General features: G+C 72.4%; 25 protein-coding genes. 17 read left to right on the top strand and 8 right to left on the bottom strand.

Features of this window, described 5'->3' with window-relative positions; genetic code table 11:
- Positions 1 to 6 precede the first annotated feature (6 nt).
- Genes sufD through ACIGEZ_RS00570 form a run of 6 tightly spaced genes read left to right on the top strand, consistent with a single transcriptional unit; the run spans position 7 to position 4,361 of the window.
- Positions 7 to 1,188: a Fe-S cluster assembly protein SufD gene (gene sufD / locus ACIGEZ_RS00595; protein ID WP_399824312.1), complete on the top strand. Its 1,182-nt coding sequence runs from the start codon at positions 7 to 9 to the stop codon at positions 1,186 to 1,188.
- A complete protein-coding gene (locus ACIGEZ_RS00590; RefSeq protein ID WP_350973455.1) occupies positions 1,188 to 1,505 on the top strand; it encodes a bifunctional 3-phenylpropionate/cinnamic acid dioxygenase ferredoxin subunit in 318 nt (105 codons plus the stop codon). The genes sufD and ACIGEZ_RS00590 overlap by 1 nt, the downstream gene beginning before the upstream one ends.
- Before the next feature lie 7 nt (positions 1,506 to 1,512).
- Positions 1,513 to 2,277, top strand: a complete 765-nt coding sequence (sufC, locus tag ACIGEZ_RS00585; protein WP_399824311.1) for a Fe-S cluster assembly ATPase SufC — start codon at positions 1,513 to 1,515, stop codon at positions 2,275 to 2,277.
- Entirely contained in the window at positions 2,274 to 3,542 is a 1,269-nt protein-coding gene (locus ACIGEZ_RS00580; RefSeq protein WP_399824310.1) for a cysteine desulfurase, read from the top strand. Before sufC ends, ACIGEZ_RS00580 begins: the two co-directional genes overlap by 4 nt.
- A gap of 10 nt (positions 3,543 to 3,552) precedes the next feature.
- The gene (gene sufU / locus ACIGEZ_RS00575) at positions 3,553 to 4,026 is read left to right on the top strand and encodes a Fe-S cluster assembly sulfur transfer protein SufU (RefSeq protein WP_399824308.1); all 474 of its coding nucleotides are present in this window, start codon (positions 3,553 to 3,555) and stop codon (positions 4,024 to 4,026) included.
- Positions 4,023 to 4,361, top strand: coding sequence for a metal-sulfur cluster assembly factor (locus ACIGEZ_RS00570; protein WP_399824306.1), 339 nt, complete (start codon positions 4,023 to 4,025; stop codon positions 4,359 to 4,361). The genes sufU and ACIGEZ_RS00570 overlap by 4 nt, the downstream gene beginning before the upstream one ends.
- A 72-nt stretch (positions 4,362 to 4,433) precedes the next feature.
- Here the strand turns inward: ACIGEZ_RS00570 and ACIGEZ_RS00565 are convergent, their stop codons facing one another.
- Positions 4,434 to 5,510, bottom strand: a complete 1,077-nt coding sequence (locus ACIGEZ_RS00565; protein WP_399824305.1) for an oxidoreductase — start codon at positions 5,508 to 5,510, stop codon at positions 4,434 to 4,436.
- A 62-nt stretch (positions 5,511 to 5,572) separates the two neighbouring features.
- Here ACIGEZ_RS00565 and ACIGEZ_RS00560 point away from each other — a divergent pair, with 62 nt between their 5' ends.
- The 4 genes from ACIGEZ_RS00560 to ACIGEZ_RS00545 all read left to right on the top strand — a co-directional run bounded on the left by ACIGEZ_RS00560 (position 5,573) and on the right by ACIGEZ_RS00545 (position 8,505).
- On the top strand, positions 5,573 to 5,893 hold the full coding sequence (locus tag ACIGEZ_RS00560) for a DMT family transporter (protein WP_399824304.1): 321 nt from the start codon (positions 5,573 to 5,575) through the stop codon (positions 5,891 to 5,893).
- Positions 5,894 to 5,930: 37 nt separating this feature from the next.
- Positions 5,931 to 6,494: a TetR/AcrR family transcriptional regulator gene (locus ACIGEZ_RS00555; RefSeq protein ID WP_399824302.1), complete on the top strand. Its 564-nt coding sequence runs from the start codon at positions 5,931 to 5,933 to the stop codon at positions 6,492 to 6,494.
- A 108-nt stretch (positions 6,495 to 6,602) separates the two neighbouring features.
- A complete protein-coding gene (gene dapD / locus ACIGEZ_RS00550; RefSeq protein ID WP_399824301.1) occupies positions 6,603 to 7,586 on the top strand; it encodes a 2,3,4,5-tetrahydropyridine-2,6-dicarboxylate N-succinyltransferase in 984 nt (327 codons plus the stop codon).
- A gap of 100 nt (positions 7,587 to 7,686) precedes the next feature.
- Positions 7,687 to 8,505, top strand: coding sequence for an SDR family NAD(P)-dependent oxidoreductase (locus tag ACIGEZ_RS00545; RefSeq protein WP_399824300.1), 819 nt, complete (start codon positions 7,687 to 7,689; stop codon positions 8,503 to 8,505).
- Between the two features lie 37 nt (positions 8,506 to 8,542).
- Here ACIGEZ_RS00545 and ACIGEZ_RS00540 read toward each other — a convergent pair whose 3' ends face one another.
- A complete protein-coding gene (locus ACIGEZ_RS00540; protein WP_399826139.1) occupies positions 8,543 to 8,995 on the bottom strand; it encodes a GNAT family N-acetyltransferase in 453 nt (150 codons plus the stop codon).
- Between the two features lie 34 nt (positions 8,996 to 9,029).
- The gene (locus tag ACIGEZ_RS00535; protein ID WP_399824298.1) at positions 9,030 to 10,880 is read right to left on the bottom strand and encodes an endonuclease/exonuclease/phosphatase family protein; all 1,851 of its coding nucleotides are present in this window, start codon (positions 10,878 to 10,880) and stop codon (positions 9,030 to 9,032) included.
- A 214-nt stretch (positions 10,881 to 11,094) separates the two neighbouring features.
- Between ACIGEZ_RS00535 and ACIGEZ_RS00530 the strand changes: the two genes are divergently transcribed.
- Positions 11,095 to 12,543, top strand: a complete 1,449-nt coding sequence (locus ACIGEZ_RS00530; protein WP_399824296.1) for a hypothetical protein — start codon at positions 11,095 to 11,097, stop codon at positions 12,541 to 12,543.
- Positions 12,544 to 12,603: 60 nt separating this feature from the next.
- On the opposite strand, the gene ACIGEZ_RS00525 is transcribed toward ACIGEZ_RS00530, so the two are convergent.
- Positions 12,604 to 13,410, bottom strand: coding sequence for an SDR family NAD(P)-dependent oxidoreductase (locus ACIGEZ_RS00525; protein WP_399824295.1), 807 nt, complete (start codon positions 13,408 to 13,410; stop codon positions 12,604 to 12,606).
- A gap of 87 nt (positions 13,411 to 13,497) precedes the next feature.
- On the opposite strand from ACIGEZ_RS00525, the gene ACIGEZ_RS00520 reads away from it, so the two are divergent.
- From ACIGEZ_RS00520 to ACIGEZ_RS00510, 3 genes are all read left to right on the top strand, one after another.
- A complete protein-coding gene (locus tag ACIGEZ_RS00520) occupies positions 13,498 to 14,943 on the top strand; it encodes an alkaline phosphatase PhoX (protein WP_399824293.1) in 1,446 nt (481 codons plus the stop codon).
- A 98-nt stretch (positions 14,944 to 15,041) separates the two neighbouring features.
- Positions 15,042 to 15,698, top strand: coding sequence for a GntR family transcriptional regulator (locus tag ACIGEZ_RS00515; RefSeq protein ID WP_399824291.1), 657 nt, complete (start codon positions 15,042 to 15,044; stop codon positions 15,696 to 15,698).
- A 108-nt stretch (positions 15,699 to 15,806) separates the two neighbouring features.
- On the top strand, positions 15,807 to 16,826 hold the full coding sequence (locus tag ACIGEZ_RS00510) for a 1-aminocyclopropane-1-carboxylate deaminase (RefSeq protein WP_399824289.1): 1,020 nt from the start codon (positions 15,807 to 15,809) through the stop codon (positions 16,824 to 16,826).
- On the opposite strand, the gene ACIGEZ_RS00505 is transcribed toward ACIGEZ_RS00510, so the two are convergent.
- Both ACIGEZ_RS00505 and ACIGEZ_RS00500 read right to left on the bottom strand, forming a co-directional pair.
- Positions 16,827 to 18,038 carry a TerD family protein gene (locus tag ACIGEZ_RS00505; RefSeq protein ID WP_399826137.1) on the bottom strand — a complete coding sequence of 404 codons (1,212 nt, stop codon included), beginning with the start codon at positions 18,036 to 18,038 and terminating at the stop codon, positions 16,827 to 16,829. It abuts the gene before it with no gap.
- A gap of 45 nt (positions 18,039 to 18,083) precedes the next feature.
- On the bottom strand, positions 18,084 to 18,323 hold the full coding sequence (locus ACIGEZ_RS00500) for a hypothetical protein (RefSeq protein ID WP_399826135.1): 240 nt from the start codon (positions 18,321 to 18,323) through the stop codon (positions 18,084 to 18,086).
- 55 nt (positions 18,324 to 18,378) lie between these two features.
- On the opposite strand from ACIGEZ_RS00500, the gene ACIGEZ_RS00495 reads away from it, so the two are divergent.
- Positions 18,379 to 19,344, top strand: coding sequence for an AraC family transcriptional regulator (locus tag ACIGEZ_RS00495; protein ID WP_399824288.1), 966 nt, complete (start codon positions 18,379 to 18,381; stop codon positions 19,342 to 19,344).
- A gap of 247 nt (positions 19,345 to 19,591) precedes the next feature.
- Here the strand turns inward: ACIGEZ_RS00495 and ACIGEZ_RS00490 are convergent, their stop codons facing one another.
- Positions 19,592 to 20,404: an NAD-dependent epimerase/dehydratase family protein gene (locus tag ACIGEZ_RS00490; protein WP_399824287.1), complete on the bottom strand. Its 813-nt coding sequence runs from the start codon at positions 20,402 to 20,404 to the stop codon at positions 19,592 to 19,594.
- A gap of 206 nt (positions 20,405 to 20,610) precedes the next feature.
- On the opposite strand from ACIGEZ_RS00490, the gene ACIGEZ_RS00485 reads away from it, so the two are divergent.
- A complete protein-coding gene (locus ACIGEZ_RS00485; RefSeq protein WP_399824285.1) occupies positions 20,611 to 21,543 on the top strand; it encodes a 5-dehydro-4-deoxyglucarate dehydratase in 933 nt (310 codons plus the stop codon).
- On the top strand, positions 21,540 to 22,676 hold the full coding sequence (locus ACIGEZ_RS00480) for a hypothetical protein (RefSeq protein WP_399824284.1): 1,137 nt from the start codon (positions 21,540 to 21,542) through the stop codon (positions 22,674 to 22,676). Before ACIGEZ_RS00485 ends, ACIGEZ_RS00480 begins: the two co-directional genes overlap by 4 nt.
- A 62-nt stretch (positions 22,677 to 22,738) precedes the next feature.
- On the opposite strand, the gene ACIGEZ_RS00475 is transcribed toward ACIGEZ_RS00480, so the two are convergent.
- Positions 22,739 to 23,896: an MFS transporter gene (locus tag ACIGEZ_RS00475; RefSeq protein ID WP_399824283.1), complete on the bottom strand. Its 1,158-nt coding sequence runs from the start codon at positions 23,894 to 23,896 to the stop codon at positions 22,739 to 22,741.
- Between the last annotated feature and the right edge of the window lie 118 nt (positions 23,897 to 24,014).

The raw sequence follows: 24,014 nt of genomic DNA, 5'->3' as shown, positions 1-24,014 counted from the left end.
ACAGCCATGGCTGAGGCTCAGAACATCCCGGCGGGCTCCACCACCGCCGGCTCGATCGCGGTGGCCGCCGAGTCCACCGTCGCCACGCGCATGAGCGCGCCGCCGTCCTTCGACGTCGCGGACTTCCCCGTCCCGCACGGCCGCGAGGAGGAGTGGCGCTTCACCCCGCTGGAGCGCCTGCGCGGCCTGCACGACGGCACCGCCGTCGCGTCCGGCGAGGGCGTCAAGGTCGAGATCGAGGCCCCCGAGGGCGTCACCGTGGAGACCGTGGGCCGCGAGGACGCGCGCCTCGGCAAGGCCGGCACGCCGGTCGACCGGGTCGCCGCCCAGGCGTACTCCGCCTTCGAGAAGGCCTCGGTCGTCACCGTCGCCAAGGAGGCCGTGCTCACCGAGCCGATCCGGATCGCCGTGCACGGCGAGGGCGGCGTGGCCTTCGGCCACCAGGTGATCGAGCTCGGCGCCTTCGCCGAGGCCGTCGTCGTCATCGACCACACCGGTGACGCGGTGCTCGCCGCCAACGTCGACTACGTGCTCGGCGACGGCGCCAAGCTCACCGTCGTCTCCGTGCAGGACTGGGACGAGAAGGCCGTCCACGTCGCCCAGCACAACGCGCTGGTCGGCCGCGACGCCTCCTTCAAGTCGGTCGTCGTGACCTTCGGCGGCGACGTCGTCCGCATCCACCCGCGCGTCACCTACGCCGCCCCCGGCGGCGAGGCCGAGCTCTTCGGTCTGTACTTCACCGACGCCGGCCAGCACCAGGAGCACCGCCTCCTGGTCACCCACAACGTCCCGCACTGCAAGTCCAACGTGGCCTACAAGGGCGCGCTGCAGGGCCAGAACGCCCACGCCGTGTGGATCGGCGACGTCCTCATCGAGGCCAAGGCCGAGGGCACCGACACCTACGAGCTCAACCGGAACCTCGTCCTCACCGACGGCGCCCGGGTCGACTCCGTGCCGAACCTCGAGATCGAGACCGGCGAGATCGCCGGCGCCGGCCACGCCTCCGCCACCGGCCGCTTCGACGACGAGCAGCTGTTCTACCTGATGTCCCGCGGTATCCCGGAGTCCGAGGCCCGCCGCCTGGTCGTCCGCGGCTTCTTCGCCGAGCTGGTCCAGCAGATCGGTCTTCCGGACGTCGAGGAGCGCCTCATCGCCAAGATCGAGGCCGAGCTGGAGGCGTCCGTCTGATGGCCTTCGTCCGAGTCTGCGCACTGAGCGAGCTGGAGGCCGACACCCCGAAGCGGGTCGAGGTCGACGGCACGCCGGTGTCGGTCGTCCACACCGACGGCGAGGTGTTCGCGATCAACGACATCTGCTCGCACGCGAACGTCTCCCTCTCGGAGGGCGAGGTCGAGGACTGCGCCATCGAGTGCTGGCTGCACGGCTCCAGCTTCGACCTCCGCACCGGCAAGCCGTCCGGCCTCCCCGCGACGCGCCCCGTCCCCGTATACCCCGTAAAGATCGAAGGGGACGATGTGCTCGTCTCCGTCACCCAGGAGTCCTGAGTCACCCATGGCAACGCTTGAAATCCACGACCTGCACGTCTCCGTCGAGGCCGAGAACGGTCCGCGCGAGATCCTCAAGGGTGTCGACCTGACCATCAAGCAGGGCGAGACCCACGCCGTCATGGGCCCGAACGGCTCCGGCAAGTCGACCCTGGCGTACTCGCTGGCCGGCCACCCGAAGTACACGATCACCGGCGGCACCGTCACCCTCGACGGTGAGGACGTCCTGGAGATGTCGGTCGACGAGCGCGCCCGCGCCGGCGTGTTCCTCGCCATGCAGTACCCGGTCGAGGTCCCCGGCGTCTCGGTCTCCAACTTCCTGCGCACCTCCGCCACCGCCGTCCGCGGCGAGGCGCCCAAGCTGCGCACCTGGGTGAAGGAGGTCAAGGAGGCCATGGAGAAGCTCCAGATGGACCCGGCCTTCGCCGAGCGCAACGTCAACGAGGGCTTCTCCGGCGGTGAGAAGAAGCGGCACGAGATCCTCCAGCTCGAACTGCTCAAGCCGAAGATCGCGATCCTCGACGAGACCGACTCCGGCCTCGACGTCGACGCCCTTCGCGTCGTCTCCGAGGGCGTCAACCGCGTCCGCGAGACCGGCGAGGTCGGCACCCTGCTGATCACGCACTACACGCGGATTCTCCGCTACATCAAGCCCGACTTCGTGCACGTCTTCGCGAACGGCCGCATCGTCGAGTCCGGCGGCGCCGAGCTCGCGGACAAGCTGGAGAACGAGGGCTACGAGGCGTACGTGAAGGGTGGCGCATCCGCGTGACTTCTGCCCATCAGGGGCTGACCGGCCTCCTCGACACCGAGGCGATCCGCAAGGACTTCCCGCTCCTGGATCGCGTGGTCCACGACGGCAAGAAGATCGTGTACCTGGACTCCGCGGCGACCTCGCAGAAGCCGCGCCAGGTCCTCGACGCGCTCAACACGTACTACGAGCGCCACAACGCCAATGTCCACCGCGGCGTCTACACGGTCGCCGAGGAGGCCACCGCGCTGTACGAGGGCGCCCGCGACAAGGTCGCCGCCTTCGTCAACGCGCCGAGCCGCGACGAGGTGATCTTCACCAAGAACGCCTCCGAGTCGCTCAACCTCGTGGCCAACATGCTGGGCTGGGCCGACGAGCCCTACCGCGTGGACCACGAGACCGAGATCGCCATCACGGAGATGGAGCACCACTCCAACATCGTCCCGTGGCAGCTGCTGTCGCAGCGCACCGGCGCGAAGCTGAAGTGGTTCGGCCTCACCGACGACGGCCGTCTCGACCTCTCGAACATCGAAGAGGTCATCACCGAGAAGACCAAGATCGTCTCGTTCACGCTGGTCTCGAACCTGCTGGGCACGATCAACCCGGTCGAGACGATCATCCGGCGCGCCCAGGAGGTCGGTGCGCTCGTCTGCATCGACGCCTCCCAGGCCGCGCCGCACATGGTGCTCGACGTGCAGGCGCTGCAGGCCGACTTCGTGGCCTTCACCGGCCACAAGATGTGCGGCCCGACCGGCATCGGCGTGCTGTGGGGGCGCCAGGAGCTCCTGGAGGACCTGCCGCCGTTCCTCGGTGGCGGCGAGATGATCGAGACCGTCTCGATGCACTCCTCCACCTACGCGCCGGCCCCGCACAAGTTCGAGGCCGGCACGCCCCCGATCGCCCAGGCCGTCGGCCTCGGCGCGGCCGTGGACTACCTCTCGGCGATCGGCATGGAGAACATCCAGCGCCACGAGCACGCGATCACCGAGTACGCCGTCCGGCGCCTCCAGGAGGTCCCGGACCTGCGGATCATCGGCCCCACCACGGCCGAGGACCGCGGCGCGGCGATCTCCTTCACGCTCGGCGACATCCACCCGCACGACGTGGGCCAGGTCCTCGACGAGCAGGGCATCGCGGTCCGCGTCGGACACCACTGCGCGCGTCCGGTCTGCCTGCGCTACGGAATTCCGGCGACCACGCGAGCGTCGTTCTATCTGTACTCCACCCCGGCCGAGGTCGACGCCCTGGTCGCGGGTCTGGAGCACGTACGGAACTTCTTCGGCTAGGGGACGGCTCGTGAAGCTGGATTCGATGTACCAGGACGTCATCCTGGACCACTACAAGCACCCGCACGGTCGTGGTCTCAGGGACGGCGACGCCGAGGTGCACCATGTCAACCCGACCTGCGGCGACGAGATCACGCTGCGCGTGAAGTACGACGGCTCGCGCATCGAGGACGTGTCGTACGAGGGCCAGGGCTGCTCGATCAGCCAGGCCTCGGCCTCCGTCCTCAACGAGCTGCTCGTCGGCAAGGAGCTGGCCGAGGCGCAGAAGATCCAGGGCACCTTCCTGGAGCTGATGCAGTCCAAGGGCCAGATCGAGCCGGACGACGCCATGGAGGAGATCCTGGAGGACGCGGTCGCGTTCGCCGGTGTCTCGAAGTACCCGGCCCGGGTGAAGTGCGCGCTGCTCAGCTGGATGGCGTGGAAGGACGCGACCGCCCAGGCGCTGGGCGGGGACGACCAGAATTCTGTGAGGAAGTCGGCATGACCGAGAACGCCGAGGCCACGATGAAGCCGGCCTCCGAAGAAGAGATCCGCGAGGCGCTGTACGACGTCGTCGACCCCGAGCTGGGCATCGACGTCGTCAACCTCGGCCTGATCTACGGCATCCACATCGACGACTCGAACGTCGCGACGCTGGACATGACCCTGACGTCGGCGGCCTGTCCGCTGACCGACGTGATCGAGGACCAGGCGAAGGCCGCCACCGACGGCATCGTCAGCGAACTCAAGATCAACTGGGTCTGGATGCCCCCGTGGGGCCCGGACAAGATCACGGACGACGGCCGCGAGCAGCTCCGCGCGCTCGGCTTCAACGTCTGACCGCGGGTCTCCCGCGAAATGGCCATGCCCTCCAGGCTGACTGGAGGGCATGGCCGTTTCTCCGTACGGGGGTCACGGGCCGGAGGTCGCCGCCTGTGCCAGGACCGGGGCCAGGTTCTCCTTGCGGATGCGCTGGTCCACGTAGAGCAGGGCGGAGACCAGGGGCTGGAGGGGGGCCAGGACGGCCTGGGAGGCGATGGTGCCGACGAAGAGGACGGCCATCGTGCCCGAGAGAGTGCCGATGATCTCGCCGGCGCTCGTGCCGGCGTCGGTGTCGACCGCCGACATCGGGAACATCGCCAGGACCGAGAAGACCTGCTGGATCGCCCAGCTCACGACGGCCACGATCACGCCCGCGGCGAGCATGCAGCCGAAGATCCGCCACCAGGAGCCGCGGACCAGGTGCGACGAGCGGCGCATCGAGGCCGTGGCGCCCAGGCCCTCGATGACGGCGACCGAGGGGGCCAGGCTGAACTTCACCCAGAGCCACAGGGCGAGGGGAGCGGTCGCCAGGGCGCCCAGGAAGATCAGTACGCCGATGACGGCCAGGCCGGAGCCGTTGTCACCGCCGCCCCTCTCGGACGCCGCGACGCCCATGAAGACGCTGGTCATCAGGAAGCCGAGGCCGACCATGCAGAGCACCATCGGCACGAACGAGGCGAGCATCGTCAGGAAGACGGAGGCGAGCACGGAGCCGAGCCGCGACCAGGCCCGCCGCCACACGGTGCCGAAGCCGAGGGGCCTGCCGAGCACCGCCTCCTGGGCGACGGCCGGCGCGGCCGCGTAGACCAGGCCGCTCGCCAGGATCAGGCCGGTCACACCGGCCAGCCACACGCAGCCGAAGGCGACGAGCAGCGGCTGGATGTCCGCGAAGTCCGGCTCCTGCTGCGAGGGCAGGTGGGTCAGCCGGTCGACGTGGTCCGCGACCGTCGTCCAGGCCAGCAGCATCGCCCCGCCGACCAGCAGCGTCGCCGCCGCGTAGGCGGTCACGGCGACGCCGAGCAGCGGCTTCCAGTAGCGCCCGAAGGTGCTGAAGGCGCCGGTCAGGATCTGGCTGAAACTCAGCGGAGCCAGGGGTATGACGCCGGGTTTCGGCGGTGGGGGCGGAGGGGCGTAGCCGTAGCCGTGCGGACCCGAGGGGTATGTCATGCGCACACCGTATCGGCAGTCGTTGCGTACGGCCGTACCCATCGATGCGTACACTCGTACACATGGGATACGGACTGCTCGCGGGCGCCATAGCGGCGGAGATCGTCGCCACCACCTCCATGAAGTACAGCGACGGCTTCACCCGGCTCGGCCCCTCCCTCCTCACCGGCGCCGGCTACCTCCTCGCCTTCGCCCTCCTCGCCCAGGCCCTCAAGACCCTCCAGGTCGGCACCGCCTACGCCATATGGTCCGGCGTCGGCACCGCCGCGGTCGCCGGGATCGGTGCCCTCTTCCTCGGCGAGTCCATGAACCTCGCCAAGATCGCCGGCCTCGTGCTGATCATCGCCGGCGTCGCCGTCCTCAACCTCGGCGGCGCCCACTGATGGCCCTCACCCGCCCCACGTGCGCAGGCGCCCGCTGATGGCCCCCTCCCGCCCCCGCGCCCGCCGCCACGACCCCGAGCGGCGCGAACGGATCGTCGACGCCGCCCTGCGCGTCGTCGCCCGCGACGGCATCGCCGGACTCAGCCACCGCACCGCCGCCGCCGAGGCCGACGTGCCGCTCGGCTCCACCACGTACCACTTCGACTCCCTCGACGAACTCCTCGTCGCCGCCCTGCGCAAGGCCGACGACACCTTCGGCCGCGCCCTGCGCGAGAGCACCCGCAGCACCGGCCCCGGCACCGATCTCGCCGCCCTCCTCGCCCGCCTCATGGGCGAGTGGCTCGGCGGCGAGCGAGGCGGCGTGGAGCTGGAGTACGAGCTCTACCTCGCCGCCCTGCGCCACCCCGCCCTGCGCCCCGTCGCCGCCGAGTGGACCGAGGACGTCACCGGGATCCTCGCCGCCCGCACCGATCCGGCCACCGCCCGCGCCGTCGTCGCCCTCATGGACGGCATCTGCCTCCAGGTCCTGCTCACCGACGGCCGCTACGACGAGGGGTACGCGCGCGAGATGCTGGCCCGGGTGCTGAACGCCACGGTCTGAACGAAGGACCCAACGGGCGGGCCGGGAACTCGTCGGAACCGCCAGGGCGGCGGCCCGACACCTGAGACCGGTTGGCCCGCGCGGGGGCCCGCCGGTTAGGTTTCCGTCATGACCACTGCTCCTCGCTCCACCGGCGCCGTCGCCGCCGGCCTCGCCACCATCGCCGGTGACGGCACCGTTCTCGACACCTGGTTCCCCGCCCCCGAGCTGACCGACGCCCCCGGCCCCGCCGGCACCGAGCGACTCAGCCCCGAAGCGGCCGTGAACGCCCTCGGCGAGGGCGCCGCCAAGGCCCTCGGCGTGGACGCCCGCCGCGGTGTCGAGGTGGTCGCCGTCCGCACCGCCATCGCCTCGCTCGACGACAAGCCGCTCGACGCCCACGACGCCTACCTGCGGCTCCACCTGCTCAGCCACCGCCTGGTCAAGCCGCACGGCCAGAGCCTGGACGGCGTGTTCGGCCTGCTCGCCAACGTCGCCTGGACCTCGCTCGGCCCGGTCGCCGTCGACGACATCGAGAAGGTGCGGCTGAACGCCCGCGCCGAGGGCCTGCACCTCCAGGTCACCTCGATCGACAAGTTCCCCCGCATGACCGACTACGTCGTGCCCGCCGGCGTCCGCATCGCCGACGCCGACCGCGTCCGCCTCGGCGCCCACCTCGCCGCCGGCACCACCGTCATGCACGAGGGCTTCGTCAACTTCAACGCCGGCACCCTCGGCACCTCCATGGTCGAGGGCCGCATCTCCGCCGGCGTCGTCGTCGGCGACGGCTCCGACATCGGCGGCGGCGCCTCCACCATGGGCACCCTCTCCGGCGGCGGCAACGTCGTCATCGCCATCGGCGAGCGCTGCCTCATCGGCGCCGAGGCGGGCGTCGGCATCGCGCTGGGCGACGAGTGCGTCGTCGAGGCAGGTCTGTACGTCACCGCCGGCACCCGCGTCACCATGCCCGACGGCCAGATCGTCAAGGCCCGCGAGCTCTCCGGCGCCTCGAACATCCTCTTCCGCCGCAACTCGGTCACCGGCGCCGTCGAGGCCCGCCCGAACAACGCGGTCTGGGGCGGCCTCAACGAGATCCTGCACAGCCACAACTGATCCACGCGCCCGGCCGGACGGCCCGCCGCCCCTGCCCGGGGCGGCGGGCCGTCTGACATGATCCTCCTGCGCGACAGGAGGACATGGAGAGAACATTCCTATGAGTGAACAGCGTGAACTGCGGGAAGTGCGGGAAGTGCGGGAATTGGGGGAACGGCGGGAACAGCAGGGACAGCAGGGACAGCAGGGACAGCGCGTCGCCCTCGTCACCGGCTCGTCCTCCGGCATCGGAGCCGCCGTCGCCCGCCGCCTCGCCGCCGCCGGCTACCGGGTCGCCGTCAACTCCGCCCGCTCCGTCGAGGCCGGCGAGAAGCTGGCCGCCGAACTGCCCGGCGCCCACTACCTCCAGGCCGACGTCTCCGACCAGGCCCAGGCCACCCGGCTCGTCGAGGAGACCGTGGCGCACTTCGGCCGCCTCGACCTGCTGGTGAACAGCGCGGGCACCACACGCTTCATCCCGCACGACGACTTCGCCGCCGCCTCGCCCGACGTGTGGCGGCAGCTGTACGACGTCAACGTCATCGGCGTCTGGCAGACCGTCACCGCCGCCGTGCCGCACCTGCGCGCGGCGGGCGGCGCCGTCGTGAACATCTCCTCGCAGGCCGGCGTCCGGCCCGGCGGCAGCTCCATCCCGTACGCCGTGACGAAGGCCGCCGTCAACCACATGACCAAGCTGCTCGCCAAGACCCTCGGCCCCGGGGTGCGGGTCAACGCGGTCGCGCCCGGCCTCATCGACACCCCGTGGTTCGACGGGGTCGAGGGCGCCGACGCCGCCAAGGAGCACGTGGCCTCGGTCGTGCCGCTGCGCCGGGTGGGCCGCCCCGAGGACATCGCCGAGGCCGTCCACGACCTGGCGAACGCCTCGTACATCACCGGCGAGGTGCTGCTCGTGGACGGCGGCGGGCACCTGCTCGGCTAGCCCGCGGCTAGCCCGCTGTCTCCGCCGGGGACGCCCCCTACAGGCCGAGCTTGAAGCCCTCGTGGCTGCGGGCGAAGCCCAGCGAGGTGTAGAAGCGATGGGCGTCTGTCCTGGCCTTGCCGCTGGTCAGCTGGACGAGCGCGCAGCCACGGGTGCGCGCCCGCGCCACCGCCAGGTCCATCAGCGCCCGGCCGAGGCCGGCGCCGCGCCGGTCGGCCCTGATCCGGACCGCCTCGATCAGCGCCCGCTCGGCGCCGCCCTTGCCGAGGCCCGGGATGTACGTGGCCTGGAGGCAGCCGAGGACGAGCCCGTCGTCCGTCTCGTCGGCGAGGACGAGGAGCTCGTTGCGCGGATCGGCCTCGATGTCCGTGAACGCCCGCTCGTAGGCGGCGGTGACGGTCACCGAGGCCGGGTCCACGACCCGCTCCTCGTCGGCCAGCAGCGCGAGGACGGCGGGCAGGTCGGCACGGGTGGCGAGGCGCAGGATCACGGCCGCAGTCTCGCACACCCGTGCGGTCGCTCCCTTACGGGCGGAAGCGCAGCACCTGCGGGTCGTGGTCGCTGTTCTGGTCCGCGAACTCCGCGTTGATGTGCACGCTGTCGTACGCGAAGTGGTGCACGCCGGGGCTCGTCAGGATCTGGTCGAGGACCTGGCTGTTGCCCTGGTAGACGTACGAGTAGCGCTCGCTGCGCGGCAGCGACTTCACCGCCGGGAACAGCGCTCCGCCGTCGGTCAGCGCCTTCGTGGTGCCGGAGAACTCGAAGTCGTTGATGTCGCCGAGGACCAGCACGTCGGCCTGCTTGTCGAGGGCGAGGACGTCCTTGACGAAGCCGTTGACGGCCTGCGCCTGGAGCAGTCGCTTGGCCTCGGAGGAGCGGACCGGCGGCTGGTGGTGCGAGACGAGGGACTCGTCCCCGCCCTTGGAGCCGAAGTGGTTGGCGACCACGAGGACCGTGCGGCCGCGGAAGAGGAACTCGCCCGCGAGCGGCTTGCGGCTGTTCTCCCAGGCGGTGTTCGCCGGGTCGATGCGGCCGGGGGAGAGGGTCAGGTGGGCGTCGCCCTTGCTCCCGGTCACCGCGGTCGCGGCGGTCGCGTCGCCGCCCGCGCGGTCGACGAAGGAGACCCGCTCGGGGTTGAAGAGGAAGACCTGGCGGATGTTGCCGCCGGGCTCGCCGCCGTCCTTGTTGTTCTCCGGGTCGACCGAGCGCCACTCGTACGCCGGGCCGCCCGCCGCGACGATCGCCGCGGTGAACTTCTTCAGCGTCTCGCCGGCCGTGACCGTGCCGTCGTTCTTGGCGCCGTTGTCGTCCTGGATCTCCTCCAGGGCGACGATGTCGGGCGAGGCCAGGTTCTCGACGACCGCCTTGGCGAGCGCGTCGAACTTCTCCTGCGGGTCGCTCGGGTCGAGGTTCTCCACGTTGTACGTGGCGACCGCCAGCTCGTTCTTGTGTTGGCGCTGCGTCACCTCGCGCTCCAGGCCGAGGTCCACGAGCTTGCCGAGGGTGTTCGCGACCAGGGTGTAGCCGCCGAACTGGTTGAAGTCCAGCGGGCCCGCGGTGGGGCCGGCCAGCCAGTCGCCGACGTTCGCCTTGGGGAAGGGCTGCTGGGCGATCGGGGCGAGCTGCTGGATCTGCAGCCGGCCGGTGTTCTGCGCGTCGTACGAGCCGTAGACGGCGCCGCCGCGGCGGTTGCCGTTCTCGAACGGCTTCACCGTCACCCACAGCTCGGAGTACGGGTCGCTGGCGCCGACCACCCGCGAGGAGCCGATGCGGACGTTGGTGCCCTCCAGGGACTCGTAGTAGTCCAGGGCGTACGTGTCCGGCTCCAGGGCGAGACCGTTGATCGAGCCGCCGGCGGCCGCATCGCCCTCGGGGGCGTACGCGTCGGGGACGGAGCCGGCCCAGATGGTCACCGGGGCCGGGACCGGGTTGCCCTTCGACAGGACGGTGACGACCGGCTTGGAGATCTGGGTCAGCGACTGGTTGCCGGAGTTCAGACCGCCGGGGACGTACTCCGTGACCGTGCCGTTCAGGCTCACCGCGTCGCCGACGGCGACGGTCGGGACGGAGCTGGTGAAGACGAAGATGCCCTCACTGGTGGCCTCGTTGTCATCGGCCATTGGATCCTGGATCCAAAATCCACGCGAGCCGTAGGTGCGCACACCGGTGACGATGCCGGTGACACCGGTGACCTGCTTGCCGACGAGCGGCGACACCCGGGTCGTGCCCTGGATGTCGTGGATCCGCACGGCGTCGGCGGCGGTGTCGGCGGACGCGCTGGTGGAACCGGCCAGCAGACCGGCGGCGAGCGCGGCGGAAACGACCGCGGCGACGGAAGCGGACCGCGCGGCGGATCTCGGTATGGAGGAAGGCATCAAGGCACTCCGTGAGGGTTGGGCAATCGATCGATTGATCTACGCGCGTCAATTTCCTGTCAGAGCACTGCCCTTGTCAAGGGTCGACGGGTGTACGAAGGCTGACGCCCCGGTGAACCGCCGGGCCGGCCCCCGAATGCGTCTACGCTGAAGGCGGCTCGAAGCCACTCGCAGCCCCGCAGCCCGCCCGTACTCGCCGAGGAGAACACCCCAGATGGCACCGGACCGCCAGACCCTGCCCCCCGTCCTGCTGCTCTCGGACGCGGAGCTGGCGCGGGACGCCCTGGCCGCCCCCCTCCTCTCCCGCGCCGTGCGCCTCGCCCGCTGGGCCGGACCCGAGACCCGGGTAGGCGCCGGCGGCGAGCTCGTCGACGAGCAACTGCCCGCCGCCGCCGAGCTGCTCGGCCTCGCCGACGACGAGGACGGCGAGGCGTACGCGAGCGAGGCCTGGCGGCTCGCCGTGGACACCGGCCTGGTCGACGTCGAGGACGGCGAGGAGACCGAGGACGTCGAGACCCCCGGCACCGTCACCGCCGGCGAGAACCTGCCCCTCGTCACCGGCGGCTCGCCGCACGACGTCCTCACGATCTGGCTCGACGGCTTCGACGCGGTCTTCTCCGACGCCGCCGCCCCCTACATCGAGGACCTCGACGCGCTCGTCGGCGAGAACGGCGAGATCGACTTCGAGGCGCTGGACTGGGACCCGGAGGGCGAGGCCGAGTTCCTGGAGGGCGTGCTCGGCAACCTCTACCTCCTGACCGTCGCCGAGGGCGGCGCCGGCGAGGGCCCGGTGCCGCTGCCCGCGCTCGCCGCGTCGATGGTCGTCCCCGACGACATGGGCGAGCCCACCGACGACGTCCTGGAGCAGGTCTCCGACGCGATGATGCGGCTCGACGAGCAGTTCCGCATCCTGGAAGGGATCGGCCTCGTCGAGTACCGGCCGGTCGACGAGGCCCTGATGGCCGAGGAGGGCGACGAGCCCGCCCCGCCCGTCGACGACGAGGACGTCAGCCGCTACGGCATGGTCCGGCTCACCCCGCTCGGCCTGTACGGCGTGCGCGCCCGCATGCTGGAGGCCGGCCTCACCGCCCCCGTCGTCGGCGAACTCGCCGACCAGGGCGCCGACGTGCTGCTCGACGCCATCGCCCACTACCCGCAGGACGCCGCCCGCGCCGAGACCTCGGGCTGGCTCACCGCCCGTAAGCCCGCCGACGCCGCCCGCGAACTCCTCGCCGCCGCCCGCGGCACCGACCCGGGCTCCCCGCTGCGCCGCCTCCACGCCCAGCAGGCCCTCTCCCTCGTCGGCGCCGAGGCCGAACCCGCCGTACGGGAGGTCCTCGACGACCCCGAGCTCGGCGGCCTCGCACGCGTCTGGCTCGCCGAGCACGGCGCGGCGGACATCCCGGCGCCCCCGGAGTCGATGATCTTCTGGCTGGCCATCGACACGATCGCCGCCCACCTCGACGCCGAGGGCGACCCGACCGAACTCCAGGACCTGATCGAGGGCCTGACCAGCCGCCACGGCGGCTTCTTCGACGCGGCCTGGCGCATCGAGCACCCGGCGACGGCCGACGTCCTGGAGGCCATGGGCCGCCTCCACCGCGACAAGCCCACGGCCAAGGAGGCCCGCAAGGCCGCCTTCAAGGCGCGCTCGCGCGGCTGACGCGCGGTCGCGCCGGTCGTGCCGGTCGTGCCGGTCGCGCCGGTCGTGCCCGTTGTGCCCTCAGGTCCGCAGGTACGACGCCCCGTTGAGGTCGAGCACCGTGCCCGAGGCCCACTCGGCCTCGGGCGAGGCGAGCCACAGGACCGCCGCCGCGATCTCCTCCGGCGTCGCCACCCGGCCGAACGGGCTCTGGGACCGGATCGCCTCCCCCTCCGGTCCCTCCAGACGCGGGGCGACCCGCTCGGTCGCGAAGAACCCGGGCGCCACCGACGCCACGCCGATCCCGTGCGGAGCCAGGGCGACCGCGAGGGACTGCCCCAGGGCGTGCACGGCGGCCTTCGTGGCGCCGTACGCCGGGTGGTCCGGCTCGCCCCGGAAGGCACCGCGCGAACCGATGTTGATGATCCTCCCGCGGCCTCCGGCCGGACGGACCCCCGTCTCGCCGCGCTCGCCGTTCCCGGCGTCGATCATCCGGCGGGCCGCGAGATGGCTGAGATACGCCGTGCCCAAGAGGTTCACGGACACATGCCGCTGCCACAGCTCCGCCCACTCCTCGTACGGCGTCGTCGCCGGCGGGTGCGGCAGGTTCACGGCCGCGTTGTTGACCAGCACGTCGATGCCGCCGAGCGCCTCCGCCGCCGCGTCCGCGACCCGGGCCGCGCCCGCGGGGTCGGAGAGATCACCGCAGACCAGCGCATGTCCGGTGCCCTCGAGCGAGCCGAGGGTCTCGCGCGCCTCCTCGGCGCGGGAGCCGTAGTGCACGGCCACCCGGTCGCCGTGGGCCGCGAAGGTCCGGGCCACCGCGCGGCCCAGACCGCGCGACGCACCACTGACGAGAACGCTCCGGCCGTTCGTGAGCAGGTTCATGGGGGATCGCCTTTCTGTTCAACCGCCGTTTATACGGGGGCGCGACCGTGTGCCGCGACATCGGGTGCCGACAGGGAGAAGACCGTCATGCCTCTCAACCGCAGGGAATTCGCCAAGCAGTCCGCCGCCACGGGCGCCGGACTCGCCCTCACCGGCGCCGTCGGCGCGCTCGCCACCGCCCCGCAGGCGCTGGCCGCCGACGACCCGCACGAGGTGGCCGCCGAGGGCCACGGTCACGGTCACGGGCACGACCACGGCCGCCGCCTCGGCTACGGCGAGCTCGTCGCCGACCCGGAGGGCGTGCTGGCCCTGCCCGAGGGCTTCACCTACCGCGTCATCACCCACAGCGGCGTCACCCGCCTGGAGACCGGCGAGTTCACGCCCTCCAACCACGACGGCACCGCCACCTTCGCCGGGCGCCGCGGCACCACGTACCTCGTCAACAACCACGAGCTCAAGGGCCCCCGCAAGGACTGGGCCCACCCCGTCCCGCTCACCGACGGCCTCGTCTACGACCCGGCGGCCTCCGGCGGCTGCACGGTCGTCGAGGTCCACCGCGACGGCACCGTCGCCGAGTGGGTCGGCATCGCCGGCACCTCCACCAACTGCGCGGGCGGCCGCACCCCCTGGGGCACCTGGCTGACCTGCGAGGAGACCGAGGACCTGGCCGGCAAGAACGGCATGACCAAGGACCACGGCTACGTCTTCGAGGTCGACCCGCACGACCGCCGGGCCAACCGCGACCCCAAGCCGATCAAGGCCTTCGGCCGCTACGCCCACGAGGCCGTCGTCATCGACCCCAAGCGCGGCCACGCCTACCTCACCGAGGACGCCTCCGGCCCCAACGGCCTCTTCTTCCGCTGGGTCCCGCCGAAGGGCTTCGAGCACGGCCGCGGCCGCCTCGACACCCTGGCCGACGACGCGGGCGTCCTGCAGGCCCCCAAGTGCTTCGACTCGGCCGGCCGGTTCGTCGACGACCTCTCCCGCGCCACGAAGATCGGCACCGTCTACGGCGTGGACTGGGTCGACGTCCCCGACCGCGACGCCCGCACGACCCCGGTCCGCAAGCAGTTCGCGGCCGGCGAGGTCACCCGCGCCCGCAAGCTGGAGGGCATGTGGTGGGCCGACGGCGGCACGTACATCGTCTCCTCGTACGCCCGTGAGGAGAGCCCCGGCGCCCCGCACGACGGCCAGGTCTGGTTCTACGACCCCAAGCGCCGCACCCTCACCCTCCAGGTGCTGCTCGGCGTCAACGCCGCCCCCGACGAGGACGGCGCCTACGACGGCCCGGACAACATCACCGTCTCCCCGTACGGCGGTCTCGTCATCGCCGAGGACGGCGAGGGCGTTCAGCACCTGTTCGGCGCGACCGAGAGCGGCCGCACGTACCCGATCGCCCGTAACGACCTGAACGACAGCGAGTTCACCGGCGTCGTCTTCTCGCCCGACGGCGACACCCTGTTCGCCAACATCCAGACGCCCGGCATCATGGTCGCGATCACCGGACCCTGGCGCCGCCAGCCCCGCCGCTGACACCGTGCCCGGCCCAGGTCCGGAGCCGGTACCGCCTTGATCCCGAGGGCCGGTCCGGTCCTGTTCCCGAGGGCCGCTGACACCTAACATGTCAGCCCATGGACGCCTTGCGGCCCGTGGGCCGGACCCTGCTGCGCGACCGCGCGTACGAGGCGCTGCGCGAGGCCATCGTGCGCGGCGAGCTCGCACCCGGCTCCGTGGTCAAGGACGCCGACGTCGCCGAACGGCTCGGGCTCTCGCGCGCACCCGTGCGCGACGCCCTGGCCCGGCTCGGCGACGAAGGGCTCGTCGAGACCAAGCCGCAGAGCTACACCCGGGTCACCCGGCTGGTCAGCCGGGTCGTACGGGACGCCGCCTCCGTGGTGCGGGTGATGCACGAACTCGCCGCCCGCACCGCCGTGCCGCTGCTCGGCCCCGAGGGCATCCGGGCCATGCGCGAGGCCAACGTGCGCTTCGCCGCGGCCGTGTGCGCGGCGGACGTCGAGGCCGCGCTGCGCGCCGACGACGAACTCCACCAGATCCTCGTCGGCGCGAGCGGCAACCACGCGCTGGCCGCGACCATCGAGCGCTACACACCCCTGATCCGCCGGGTCGAGCGCCGCCTCTTCGGCGACTCCGGCACCTGTGGCTCCGCCGAGCTGCACGCCCGTCTCATCGACGCGTGCGAGGCCGGAGACACGGAGGAGGCGGTCCGGGTGACGACGGAGATATGGCGCGCCCTCGAAGAGCTCGCGGACGAGGCCGCGGACTCCTGACGGGCCCTGCCGGCCAGGCCGCCCCGGTCCGCCCCGGTCCGGCCCGGCCTGGCCGGCAGGACCCCTCAGGAATCCAGGCCACAGGCCGCCACCACTCCGGGAGCCCGCATGCCGACGATCGCCGACTTCGACCGCTACCCGCTCCTCTTCGGGCCCTCGCCCGTCCACCCGCTGCGGCGGCTCACCGACCACCTCGGCGGGGCCACGCTGTGGGCCAAGCGGGAGGACTGCAACTCCGGCATCGCGTACGGCGGCAACAAGACCCGCAAGCTGGAGTACCTGGTCGCCGACGCCCTCGCCCAGGGATGCGACACCCTCGTCTCGATCGGCGGCGTGCAGTCCAACCACACCCGCCAGGTCGCCGCCGTCGCCGCGCACGCGGGCCTCACGTGCGTGCTGGTGCAGGAGAGCTGGGTCGACTGGCCCGACGCCGTCTACGACAAGGTCGGCAACATCCTCGTCAGCCGGCTCGCCGGCGCCGACGTGCGGCTCGTGCGGGCCGGGTTCGGCATCGGGTTCAAGGAGAGCTGGGAGCAGGCCCTGCGGGAGGTCGAGGAGGCCGGAGGCCGGCCGTACGCGATCCCGGCCGGTGCCTCCGACCACCGGCTCGGCGGGCTCGGCTTCGCCCGCTGGGCCTACGAGGTGGCCGAGCAGGAGGACGAGCTCGGCGTCTTCTTCGACACCGTGGTGGTCTGCTCGGTGACCGGCTCCACCCAGGCCGGCATGGTCGCGGGCTTCGCCGCGCTCGCCGAGGAGGGCGGCCGGGCCCGGCGGGTCGTCGGTGTCGACGCCTCGGCCGAGCCGGCGGCCACCCGCGAGCAGATCGCCCGCATCGCCCGGAACACGGCCGCCCTCATAGGCGTCGAGCGCCCGCTCGACGACGCCGACGTCGAGCTCGACGACCGCTACCACGCCGGGGTGTACGGCATCCCGGACGAGGCCACCCTGGAGGCGATGCGGCTCGCCGCCCGCACGGAGGGCATGATCACCGACCCCGTCTACGAGGGGAAGTCGATGGCCGGACTGGTCGACCTGGTGGACCGGGGCGAGATCGCTTCGGACTCGACCGTCCTCTACGTCCACCTCGGCGGCCAGCCGGCCCTCAACGCGTACAGCACGCTGTTCTGATCACAGCGCCTGGGCGGCGGGCTTCACCATGCCCCGGACCGTGCGGGACTTCACGAACTCGCCGATCGCCGTCATCTCCCACTCGCCGGAGAACTGCTTGATGAGCTTGGCCATCATCACGCCCGTCTGCGGCTCCGCCGTGGTCAGGTCGAAGCGGACCAGCTCCTCGCCGCTCGCGGCGTCGATGAGCCGGCAGTAGGCCTTGGCGACCTCGGTGAACTTCTGGCCTGAGAAGGAGTTCACGGTGAAGACCAGGCCGGTGGCGTCGGCGGGCAGCCGGCCGAGGTCGACCACGATGACCTCGTCGTCGCCCGCGCCCTCGCCGGTCAGGTTGTCGCCGGAGTGCTTGATCGCGCCGTTCAGGATGGACAGCTTGCCGAAGTAGCAACTGTCGATGTGGTTGCGCTGGGGGCCGTAGGCGATGACCGAGGCGTCGAGGTCGATGTCCTTGCCGCGGTACGCGGGCTCCCAGCCGAGGCCCATCTTGACCTGGGACAGGAGCGGGCGGCCGCCCTTGACCAGGGACACCGTCTGGTTCTTCTGGAGGCTGACCCGGCCCTTGTCCAGGTTGATCTTCCCGGTGCCCACGGGCGGCGCGGCCGGCGGGGCCGGGGGAGCGGCGGGCGGGGCGGGGGCCGCGACCGGCGCCGGAGCCGGGGTGGCAGCGGGGGCCTGGGCGGGGGCGGGCGTCGGCGTGGATGCCGGCGTGGGCGTGGGCTCCTCGTCCACGCTGACGCCGAAGTCGGTGGCGATCCCGGCGAGCCCGTTCGCGTACCCCTGGCCCACCGCACGGGCCTTCCAGGCGCCGCCCCGCAGATAGATCTCCATGACCACGAGCGCCGTCTCGGTGCCGAGCCGCGGCGGGGTGAAGGTGGCCAGCACGCTGCCGTCGTCGGCGTTGCGCAGGGTCGCGGTGGGTTCGATGCCCTGGAAGGTCTGGCCCGCGGCGTCCGGGCTCGCGGTCACCACGATCTTCTCGACGCCGGCCGGCACGGCGGCGGTGTCCACCAGGATCGCGTCCGGCGCGGTGCCGCCGCCGGAGCGGTAGCTGACACCGGGGCCGGTGGGCTGGTTGTAGAAGATGAAGTCGTCGTCGGAGCGCACCTTGCCGTCGGCGCCGAGCAGCAGGCCCGAGACGTCGAGCCGCACGGGGGCGGCCACGTCCACCGCCACGCGCGCGGCGGTGAGAGGGATGTTCGAGCCGGGGGTCATAGCGGTCATGACCGGGGTAACGAACGAGACACCTTTGCCGTTCCCTTACCTTCCGCCGGTTCGGCCACTCCGGTTACGCGGGTGGTTGCGCGCCATGCGCTCGTTGCCGAACTTGTACGCCCCCGTCCAGCGGGCCATGACCAGCTGCGGGTCCCCGGACTCGACCTCCGCCAGGAACTTCTCCGCGCGTCCGCCGCGCAGGGTGGCGGCCGCGCGGCCGTGGTGCGTGATGGCGACGGTGCTGTCCGCGCGCTGTTCGTAGGCAAATCCCCGTGGCTGTGGCATGACGGGCATCCTGCCGTTCCCGGTCACGTCCGTCATATGAATATTCTTTCGGACCGTGGGTGGGAGTTCTTTCCGGACGCGGGACGTGGACGAGGCGCGCGAGGAGATCGACGCGCGCTATTACGCCAACTTCATGGACGTGATCGACGCGCAGAAACGTCCCTTCGCGGCGCGCTTCGACACCGTCGGGCTCGGGCCGCTGATGATCGGCGACCTGAGCTGCGGCACGGACGTGCGGATGCGCTTCGGTGAGCTGGGGGCGTTCCACATCAACGCGCCGATGAGCGGGACCATGGAGCTGCGCCAGGGCGCGGGCGGACGCCGGCTGGTCGCCACCGCGCAGGACGCGGTGCTGCTCGACCCGGCGGGGGACACCTTCCTCGACCGGTGGAGCGGGGACTGCCGCACCCTCTCGGTCAAGGTCGGCGCGGCCGCCCTCCGGGACCGCCTGGAACAGCTGCTCGGGCGAGCGCCGCGCGGCCGGCTCGCCCTCGGCCCGGGCCTCGACATCACGCGCGGTCCCGGTCTGAGCTGGGTGACCTTCGCCCGGCAGGTGGCGTACGGGGCGCTCGCCGGGGACGGCCTTGCCACCCACGAGCTGGTCGCGCGGCCGCTCCAGGAGGCGCTGCTCAACGGGCTGCTGCTCGCGGCCGACCACCCCTGGCGGGACGAGCTGGCCCGGCCGGGCGAGCCGGCCAGGCCCGCGCCGGTCAAGCGGGCCATGGACGCGGTGCGGGCCCGCCCCGAGCACCCCTTCACCAGCACCGAACTCGCCGCCCTCGCCCGGGTGAGCGTGCGCCGGCTCCAGGAGTCGTTCCGGGAGTACGTGGGGATGTCCCCCATGGCGTACGTGCGCGAGGTCCGGCTCGAGCGGGTCCACGCGGAGCTGCGGACGGGCGACCCGGACGGGCTGAGCGTGACCGAGGTGGCCTGGCGCTGGGGGTTCACCCACCCGGGACGGTTCGCGGCGCAGTACCGGGCGCGGTTCGGCGAAACGCCCTCGCGCACGCTGCGCGGGTGAGGGCGTCGCGCCCCTCGTGTGGAGCGCGAGTGAACGCATCGCGCTTTGCGGACAGTTGCCGCGTTCCGCGGCTCGCGATGATCTTGACGGGCGCATATCGTCGGCTTGTCCGCGTGCGGCAGCGCACGTGTCGACCCGGGTCCCGGCCGGCTCCCCCGCATTGTCCGGCCGGGCCCGTGACTTCCCCGTGCGGCCCGCCGGGTCCGCCCTCCGCTGATTCCGCCGGCCCGCCGGGTCCGGGTGGCGCTCAGTGCGGCCAGCGGGGCGGGTTCACGCAGAAGTGCCCGCCCAGGTAGACGTCGTCCGCGCTGCCCGGCGCCGGCAGGCCGTTCTCCGCGATGATCCGCTCGGCGTGGATCTCGGAGTCGTCCTTCGGCTCGTAGCCGAGCGCGCGGGCGGACGAGAGGTCCCACCACTCCCGGGTGTTCGCGGAGGAGCCGTACACCACCGTGTGTCCGACCTCGGGCGCGGTGAGCGCCGCGTGGAACAGCCGGGCGCAGTCGGCGGGGCTCAGCCAGATCGAGAGCATCCGCACCGAGGCCGGCTCGGGGAAGCAGGAGCCGATGCGCACCGAGACGGTCTCGACGCCGTGCTTGTCCCAGTAGAACTGGGCCAGGTCCTCGCCGAAGGCCTTGGACAGGCCGTAGAAGGTGTCGGGCCGGTGCGGGGTGTCGACGGGCAGCGGCGGCTCGCCCGGGCGCGGCCGCGTGGTGAAGCCGACGGCGTGGTTGCTGGACGCGAAGACGACCCGGGGCACCCCCTCCTCGCGCACGGCCTCGTAGAGGTTGTGGGTGCCCGTGATGTTGGCGGCGACGATCTTGTCGAAGTCCGCCTCCAGGGAGATCCCCGCGAGGTGGATCACGGCGTCCGCCCCGCGGACGGCCTCCCGCAGCGCCGCACGGTCGGCGAGGTCGGCGACGATCGCGTCCGGGGCGCCGGGGACGGGGGCCACGTCGAGCAGGCGGAGCTCGTATCCGTACGCGGGCAACAGCTCCCGCATCAGGGTGCCGACGCCGCCGGCGGCGCCGGTGAGCAGGACGGTGCGGGGGGCGGGGGTCATGAGGGCGGTCTCCGTCCGTAAAGCGCATTCACAAACATGGACGAGGCGTCACGCTAGGCAGTGGCATGCCGGACCGTCAAGGAACCATGTGACATGAGGAGTTTGTATCTTGACCGGCCCTTCCGCCCTCCTCTAGCGTGAAGGCGTTCATGAATATGGACGACAGTCAGAATGGTGCACGACAGATTTTGCCCCTGGGAGCGCCCGTGACCACTGCCCCGCTCGCCGAACGGCTCGACGGCCTTCTCTTCTTCCCCGTCACCGCATTCGGCCCGGACGGCACCGTCGACCTCGACACCTTCCGCGCCCATGTCCGCGCCGGGATCGACGCGGGCGCGGGCGCGGTCTTCGCCTGCTGCGGCACCGGCGAGTTCCACGCCCTCACCCCCGAGGAGTTCCGCGACTGCGTCGCCGCCGCCGTCGAGGAGACCGCCGGCCGCGTCCCCGTCCTCGCCGGCGCCGGCTACGGCACCGCGCTGGCCGTCCGCTACGCCCGGCTCGCCGAGGACGCCGGCGCCGACGGGCTGCTCGCCATGCCCCCGTACCTGGTCGTCGCCGACCAGGCCGGCCTGCTGCGCCACTACGCCGGACTCGCCGCCGCCACCTCGCTCGACGTCATCGTCTACCAGCGCGACAACGCCGTCCTCACCCCCGAGACCGCCGTCGCCCTCGCCCGCACCGACGGCATCATCGGCCTCAAGGACGGCCTCGGCGACCTCGACCTGATGCAGCGGATCGTCAGCGCCGTCCGCACCGCCGGGCTCGACCTGCTCTACTTCAACGGCCTGCCCACCGCCGAACTCACCGGCCTCGCCTACCGGGGCATCGGCGTCACCCTCTACTCCTCCGCCGTCTTCTGTTTCGCCCCGGACATCGCCCTCGCCTTCCACCGGGCCCTCGCCACCGGGGACGACGCCACCGCCACCCGGCTCATCGACGGCTTCTACCGTCCGCTCGCCGAACTCCGCTCCCGCGGCCGCGGATACGCCGTCTCCCTCGTCAAGGCGGCGGTCCGGATGAACGGGCTCGACGTCGGCGAGGTCCGCCCGCCGCTCAGCGAACCGGCGCCCGAGCACCTCAAGGAGCTGGCCGGCATCATCGAGCGCGGCCGCGTCCTTCTCACGGAGGGCGGCCGATGACGCGGACCGGAGCCTTCGTCTATCCATGGGACGTCAACGGCGATCCCGCCGCTGCCGGCCGCCTCGCCGGGCTGGGCCTCGACCAGGTCACCCTCGCCTCCGCCTACCACTCCACGCGCGCCCTCACCCCCCGCCACCCCCGGCACCGCATCGTCACCGCCTCCCACGCGGCCGTCCTCTACCCGCCGGACGCCGCCCGCTGGCAGGGCCACGCCCTCAAGCCGTACGCGGCGGGCGACTGGGCTCCTGGCGACGCGTACGGGGCGGCCGCGGAGGCCCTCGCCGAGGCGGGCCTCGAGGTCCACAGCTGGGTCGTCCTCGCCCACAACTCCCGGCTCGGCGCCGAACACCCCGAGACGTCCGTCGTCAACGCGTACGGCGACCGCTACCCCTGGGCCCCCTGCATCGGCCAGGACGCCGTCCGTGCCCACCTGGTGGAGCTCGCGGCCGAGGCGGCGGTACGGCAGGGGGCGGCCGGCACCGAGCTGGAATCGTGCGGCTGGTACGGCTTCGCGCACCTGCACGGCCACGACAAGACGGCCGGTGTCGGTCTGGACGACACGGCGCGGTATCTGATGTCGCTGTGCTTCTGCTCCTCCTGCCGCGCCGGGTACGGGAGGCACGGGGCGGACCCGGAGCGCCTGGCGGGGGCCGTGCGGGGGGCCCTGGAGCCGGTCTGGCGGGGCTCGGGGGAGGCCGCGCTGGACGCCGCCCTCGCGGAGGCGGCCCTCGGCTGGCGCCTGGAGGCGGCTCGTGGCCTCCAGGAGGCCGCCGTGGCCGCCGTGCGGGCCGCCGCGCCCAGGGGCTTTCGCGTGCTGCTGCACGCGGACCCGGCCCCGTACCGGAGCGGGGCGAACGCGGGCACGGACCCGGAGCACATCCTCCGGGTCGCCGACGGGGTCGTGACGCCGGCGCCCGATGTCGCGGCCTTCGCCGCGCATGCCCGCGCCCGGACCGTGCTCGTCGCCAACCTGGGTGTGGTGACGGGGATGGGCGGGTCGCCCGCGACCCTCGCCCAGGACGCGAAGCGTGCCGGGGAGGCCGGGGCCACCGAACTGCGGCTCTACCACGCGGGGCTGGCCTCGGACGCGGACCTGGTGGCGGTACGGGAGGCGTTGACGAGCATCGGCTGAACGGAGAGCACGGCCTTCCGGGCAAGCCTTCCGGGCGCGGCCCTTCCTCCAACGGGCCGCCGTTACGGCGTGACGGGGTTGTCGCGCCTGCCCGTCCCCAGTGCCGTCGCTCCCGCCAGGCCGGCCACGCCGAGGAGCGGCAACAGCACGCGTACGTCCGTCATCGCGACCAGGCCCGCCCCCAGAGCCAGGGCCACGGCGTTCGGCACGAAGACGAGGGTGTTCGCCGTCGCGGCGGCCCGGCCCACCGCCTCCGCGGGGACCTCCCGCTGGACCGCCGTCATCGTGGCGATCAGCACCCAGGGCAGGCCGAGGCCGATCAGGCCGCTCGCCCCCAGAGCCGTCGGGTCGTCCGGCAGGGCTCGGGCGCCGACTCCCAGGGCGAAGAGGGCGAGGCCGGCCGTCGCCAGGGTCCGTTCCCCGGTACGTCGCAGCAGGGGGCCCGCCACGAGGCCCGCCACCACCGAACCCGCGCCCTGCACGGCGTACAACACCCCGGCGTACGCGGGTGCGTGGCCCAGCCCCCGGTCCACCACCGGGTAGATCGCAGCCCCGTTGAGGCCCGCGAGCAGCATCGTGAAGCCGCCGGCCAGGACCAGGGGGCGCAGGGAGGGCGACCCCCAGAGGAGGCGGACGCCGTCCGCGACGGGAGGCCGTTCGGTGCGCTTCGGTCGTTCCTCCCGCACGCGCAGCAGCGTGAAGACGCCTGCCGCCGCGGCGAACGTCGCCGCGTCGAGCAGGGCGACCGGTCCGCCGCCGTACGCGGTGAAGAGGCCGGCGGCCGCCAGTGGGGCGATGAGTTTCATCGCCTCGTTGACCGTCATGCGCAGCCCGTTGAGGTCGCCGAGCCGGTTCCGGTCCAGAGCCGTCGCCGCCAGGGCGGTCTCCGCCGCCTCGTGCACCGTGCCCTGTGCCCCGTACACGACGAGGACCGCGAACAGGAGCCACACCCGGCCGGGCCGGTCCACCCAGAGGAGCAGGGGGAGCAGCGCCGCCATCGTGGTGTTCGCCGCGATCAGGAGGGGGCGGCGGCGCACGCGGTCCACCAGCGAGCCGAGGACGGGGCCCAGGAGGACCGGTGCCCACAGGGCGAAGGTGCTGAGGGCCGCCAGGGAGTCCGAGCCGGTCAGGGACTTCACCCAGATGCCGGAGACCAGCCACATCGCGGTGGTGCCGAAGCCGGAGACGAGGACCGCCGTCAGATAGAGGGGGATGCGCATGACGGCAGGCTGACGTCTGAGGAGGGCGCGCCGGATCGGGCAGATGCCCTAAGGGGCTGGCCGGCGTCGCGATATTCGCTTCGCGCGCGGTATGGGGAGCGGCCTAGTGTGGCGCCGT

Origin of the sequence: Streptomyces sp. NPDC085481 (assembly GCF_044541845.1) — a bacterium.
In the GTDB taxonomy this organism is placed as follows: Bacteria; Actinomycetota; Actinomycetes; order Streptomycetales; family Streptomycetaceae; genus Streptomyces.
Note: the sequence above shows the minus strand (reverse complement) of the source record. Positions and strands in the feature narration are given on the sequence as shown.

Coding starts and splice junctions, on each gene's coding strand:
- ACIGEZ_RS00490 (WP_399824287.1), bottom strand. CDS start 20,404: ATGACCCCCGCCCCCCGCACCGTCCTGCTCACCGGCGCCGCCGGCGGC.
- ACIGEZ_RS00535 (WP_399824298.1), bottom strand. CDS start 10,880: ATGCCTTCCTCCATACCGAGATCCGCCGCGCGGTCCGCTTCCGTCGCC.
- ACIGEZ_RS00475 (WP_399824283.1), bottom strand. CDS start 23,896: ATGCGCATCCCCCTCTATCTGACGGCGGTCCTCGTCTCCGGCTTCGGC.
- ACIGEZ_RS00565 (WP_399824305.1), bottom strand. CDS start 5,510: ATGACATACCCCTCGGGTCCGCACGGCTACGGCTACGCCCCTCCGCCC.
- ACIGEZ_RS00500 (WP_399826135.1), bottom strand. CDS start 18,323: ATGCCACAGCCACGGGGATTTGCCTACGAACAGCGCGCGGACAGCACC.
- ACIGEZ_RS00590 (WP_350973455.1), top strand. CDS start 1,188: ATGGCCTTCGTCCGAGTCTGCGCACTGAGCGAGCTGGAGGCCGACACC.
- ACIGEZ_RS00560 (WP_399824304.1), top strand. CDS start 5,573: ATGGGATACGGACTGCTCGCGGGCGCCATAGCGGCGGAGATCGTCGCC.
- ACIGEZ_RS00480 (WP_399824284.1), top strand. CDS start 21,540: ATGACGCGGACCGGAGCCTTCGTCTATCCATGGGACGTCAACGGCGAT.
- dapD (WP_399824301.1), top strand. CDS start 6,603: ATGACCACTGCTCCTCGCTCCACCGGCGCCGTCGCCGCCGGCCTCGCC.
- sufD (WP_399824312.1), top strand. CDS start 7: ATGGCTGAGGCTCAGAACATCCCGGCGGGCTCCACCACCGCCGGCTCG.
- sufC (WP_399824311.1), top strand. CDS start 1,513: ATGGCAACGCTTGAAATCCACGACCTGCACGTCTCCGTCGAGGCCGAG.
- ACIGEZ_RS00570 (WP_399824306.1), top strand. CDS start 4,023: ATGACCGAGAACGCCGAGGCCACGATGAAGCCGGCCTCCGAAGAAGAG.
- ACIGEZ_RS00505 (WP_399826137.1), bottom strand. CDS start 18,038: ATGACCCCCGGCTCGAACATCCCTCTCACCGCCGCGCGCGTGGCGGTG.
- ACIGEZ_RS00555 (WP_399824302.1), top strand. CDS start 5,931: ATGGCCCCCTCCCGCCCCCGCGCCCGCCGCCACGACCCCGAGCGGCGC.
- ACIGEZ_RS00530 (WP_399824296.1), top strand. CDS start 11,095: ATGGCACCGGACCGCCAGACCCTGCCCCCCGTCCTGCTGCTCTCGGAC.
- ACIGEZ_RS00510 (WP_399824289.1), top strand. CDS start 15,807: ATGCCGACGATCGCCGACTTCGACCGCTACCCGCTCCTCTTCGGGCCC.
- ACIGEZ_RS00515 (WP_399824291.1), top strand. CDS start 15,042: ATGGACGCCTTGCGGCCCGTGGGCCGGACCCTGCTGCGCGACCGCGCG.
- ACIGEZ_RS00525 (WP_399824295.1), bottom strand. CDS start 13,410: ATGAACCTGCTCACGAACGGCCGGAGCGTTCTCGTCAGTGGTGCGTCG.
- ACIGEZ_RS00545 (WP_399824300.1), top strand. CDS start 7,687: ATGAGTGAACAGCGTGAACTGCGGGAAGTGCGGGAAGTGCGGGAATTG.
- ACIGEZ_RS00520 (WP_399824293.1), top strand. CDS start 13,498: ATGCCTCTCAACCGCAGGGAATTCGCCAAGCAGTCCGCCGCCACGGGC.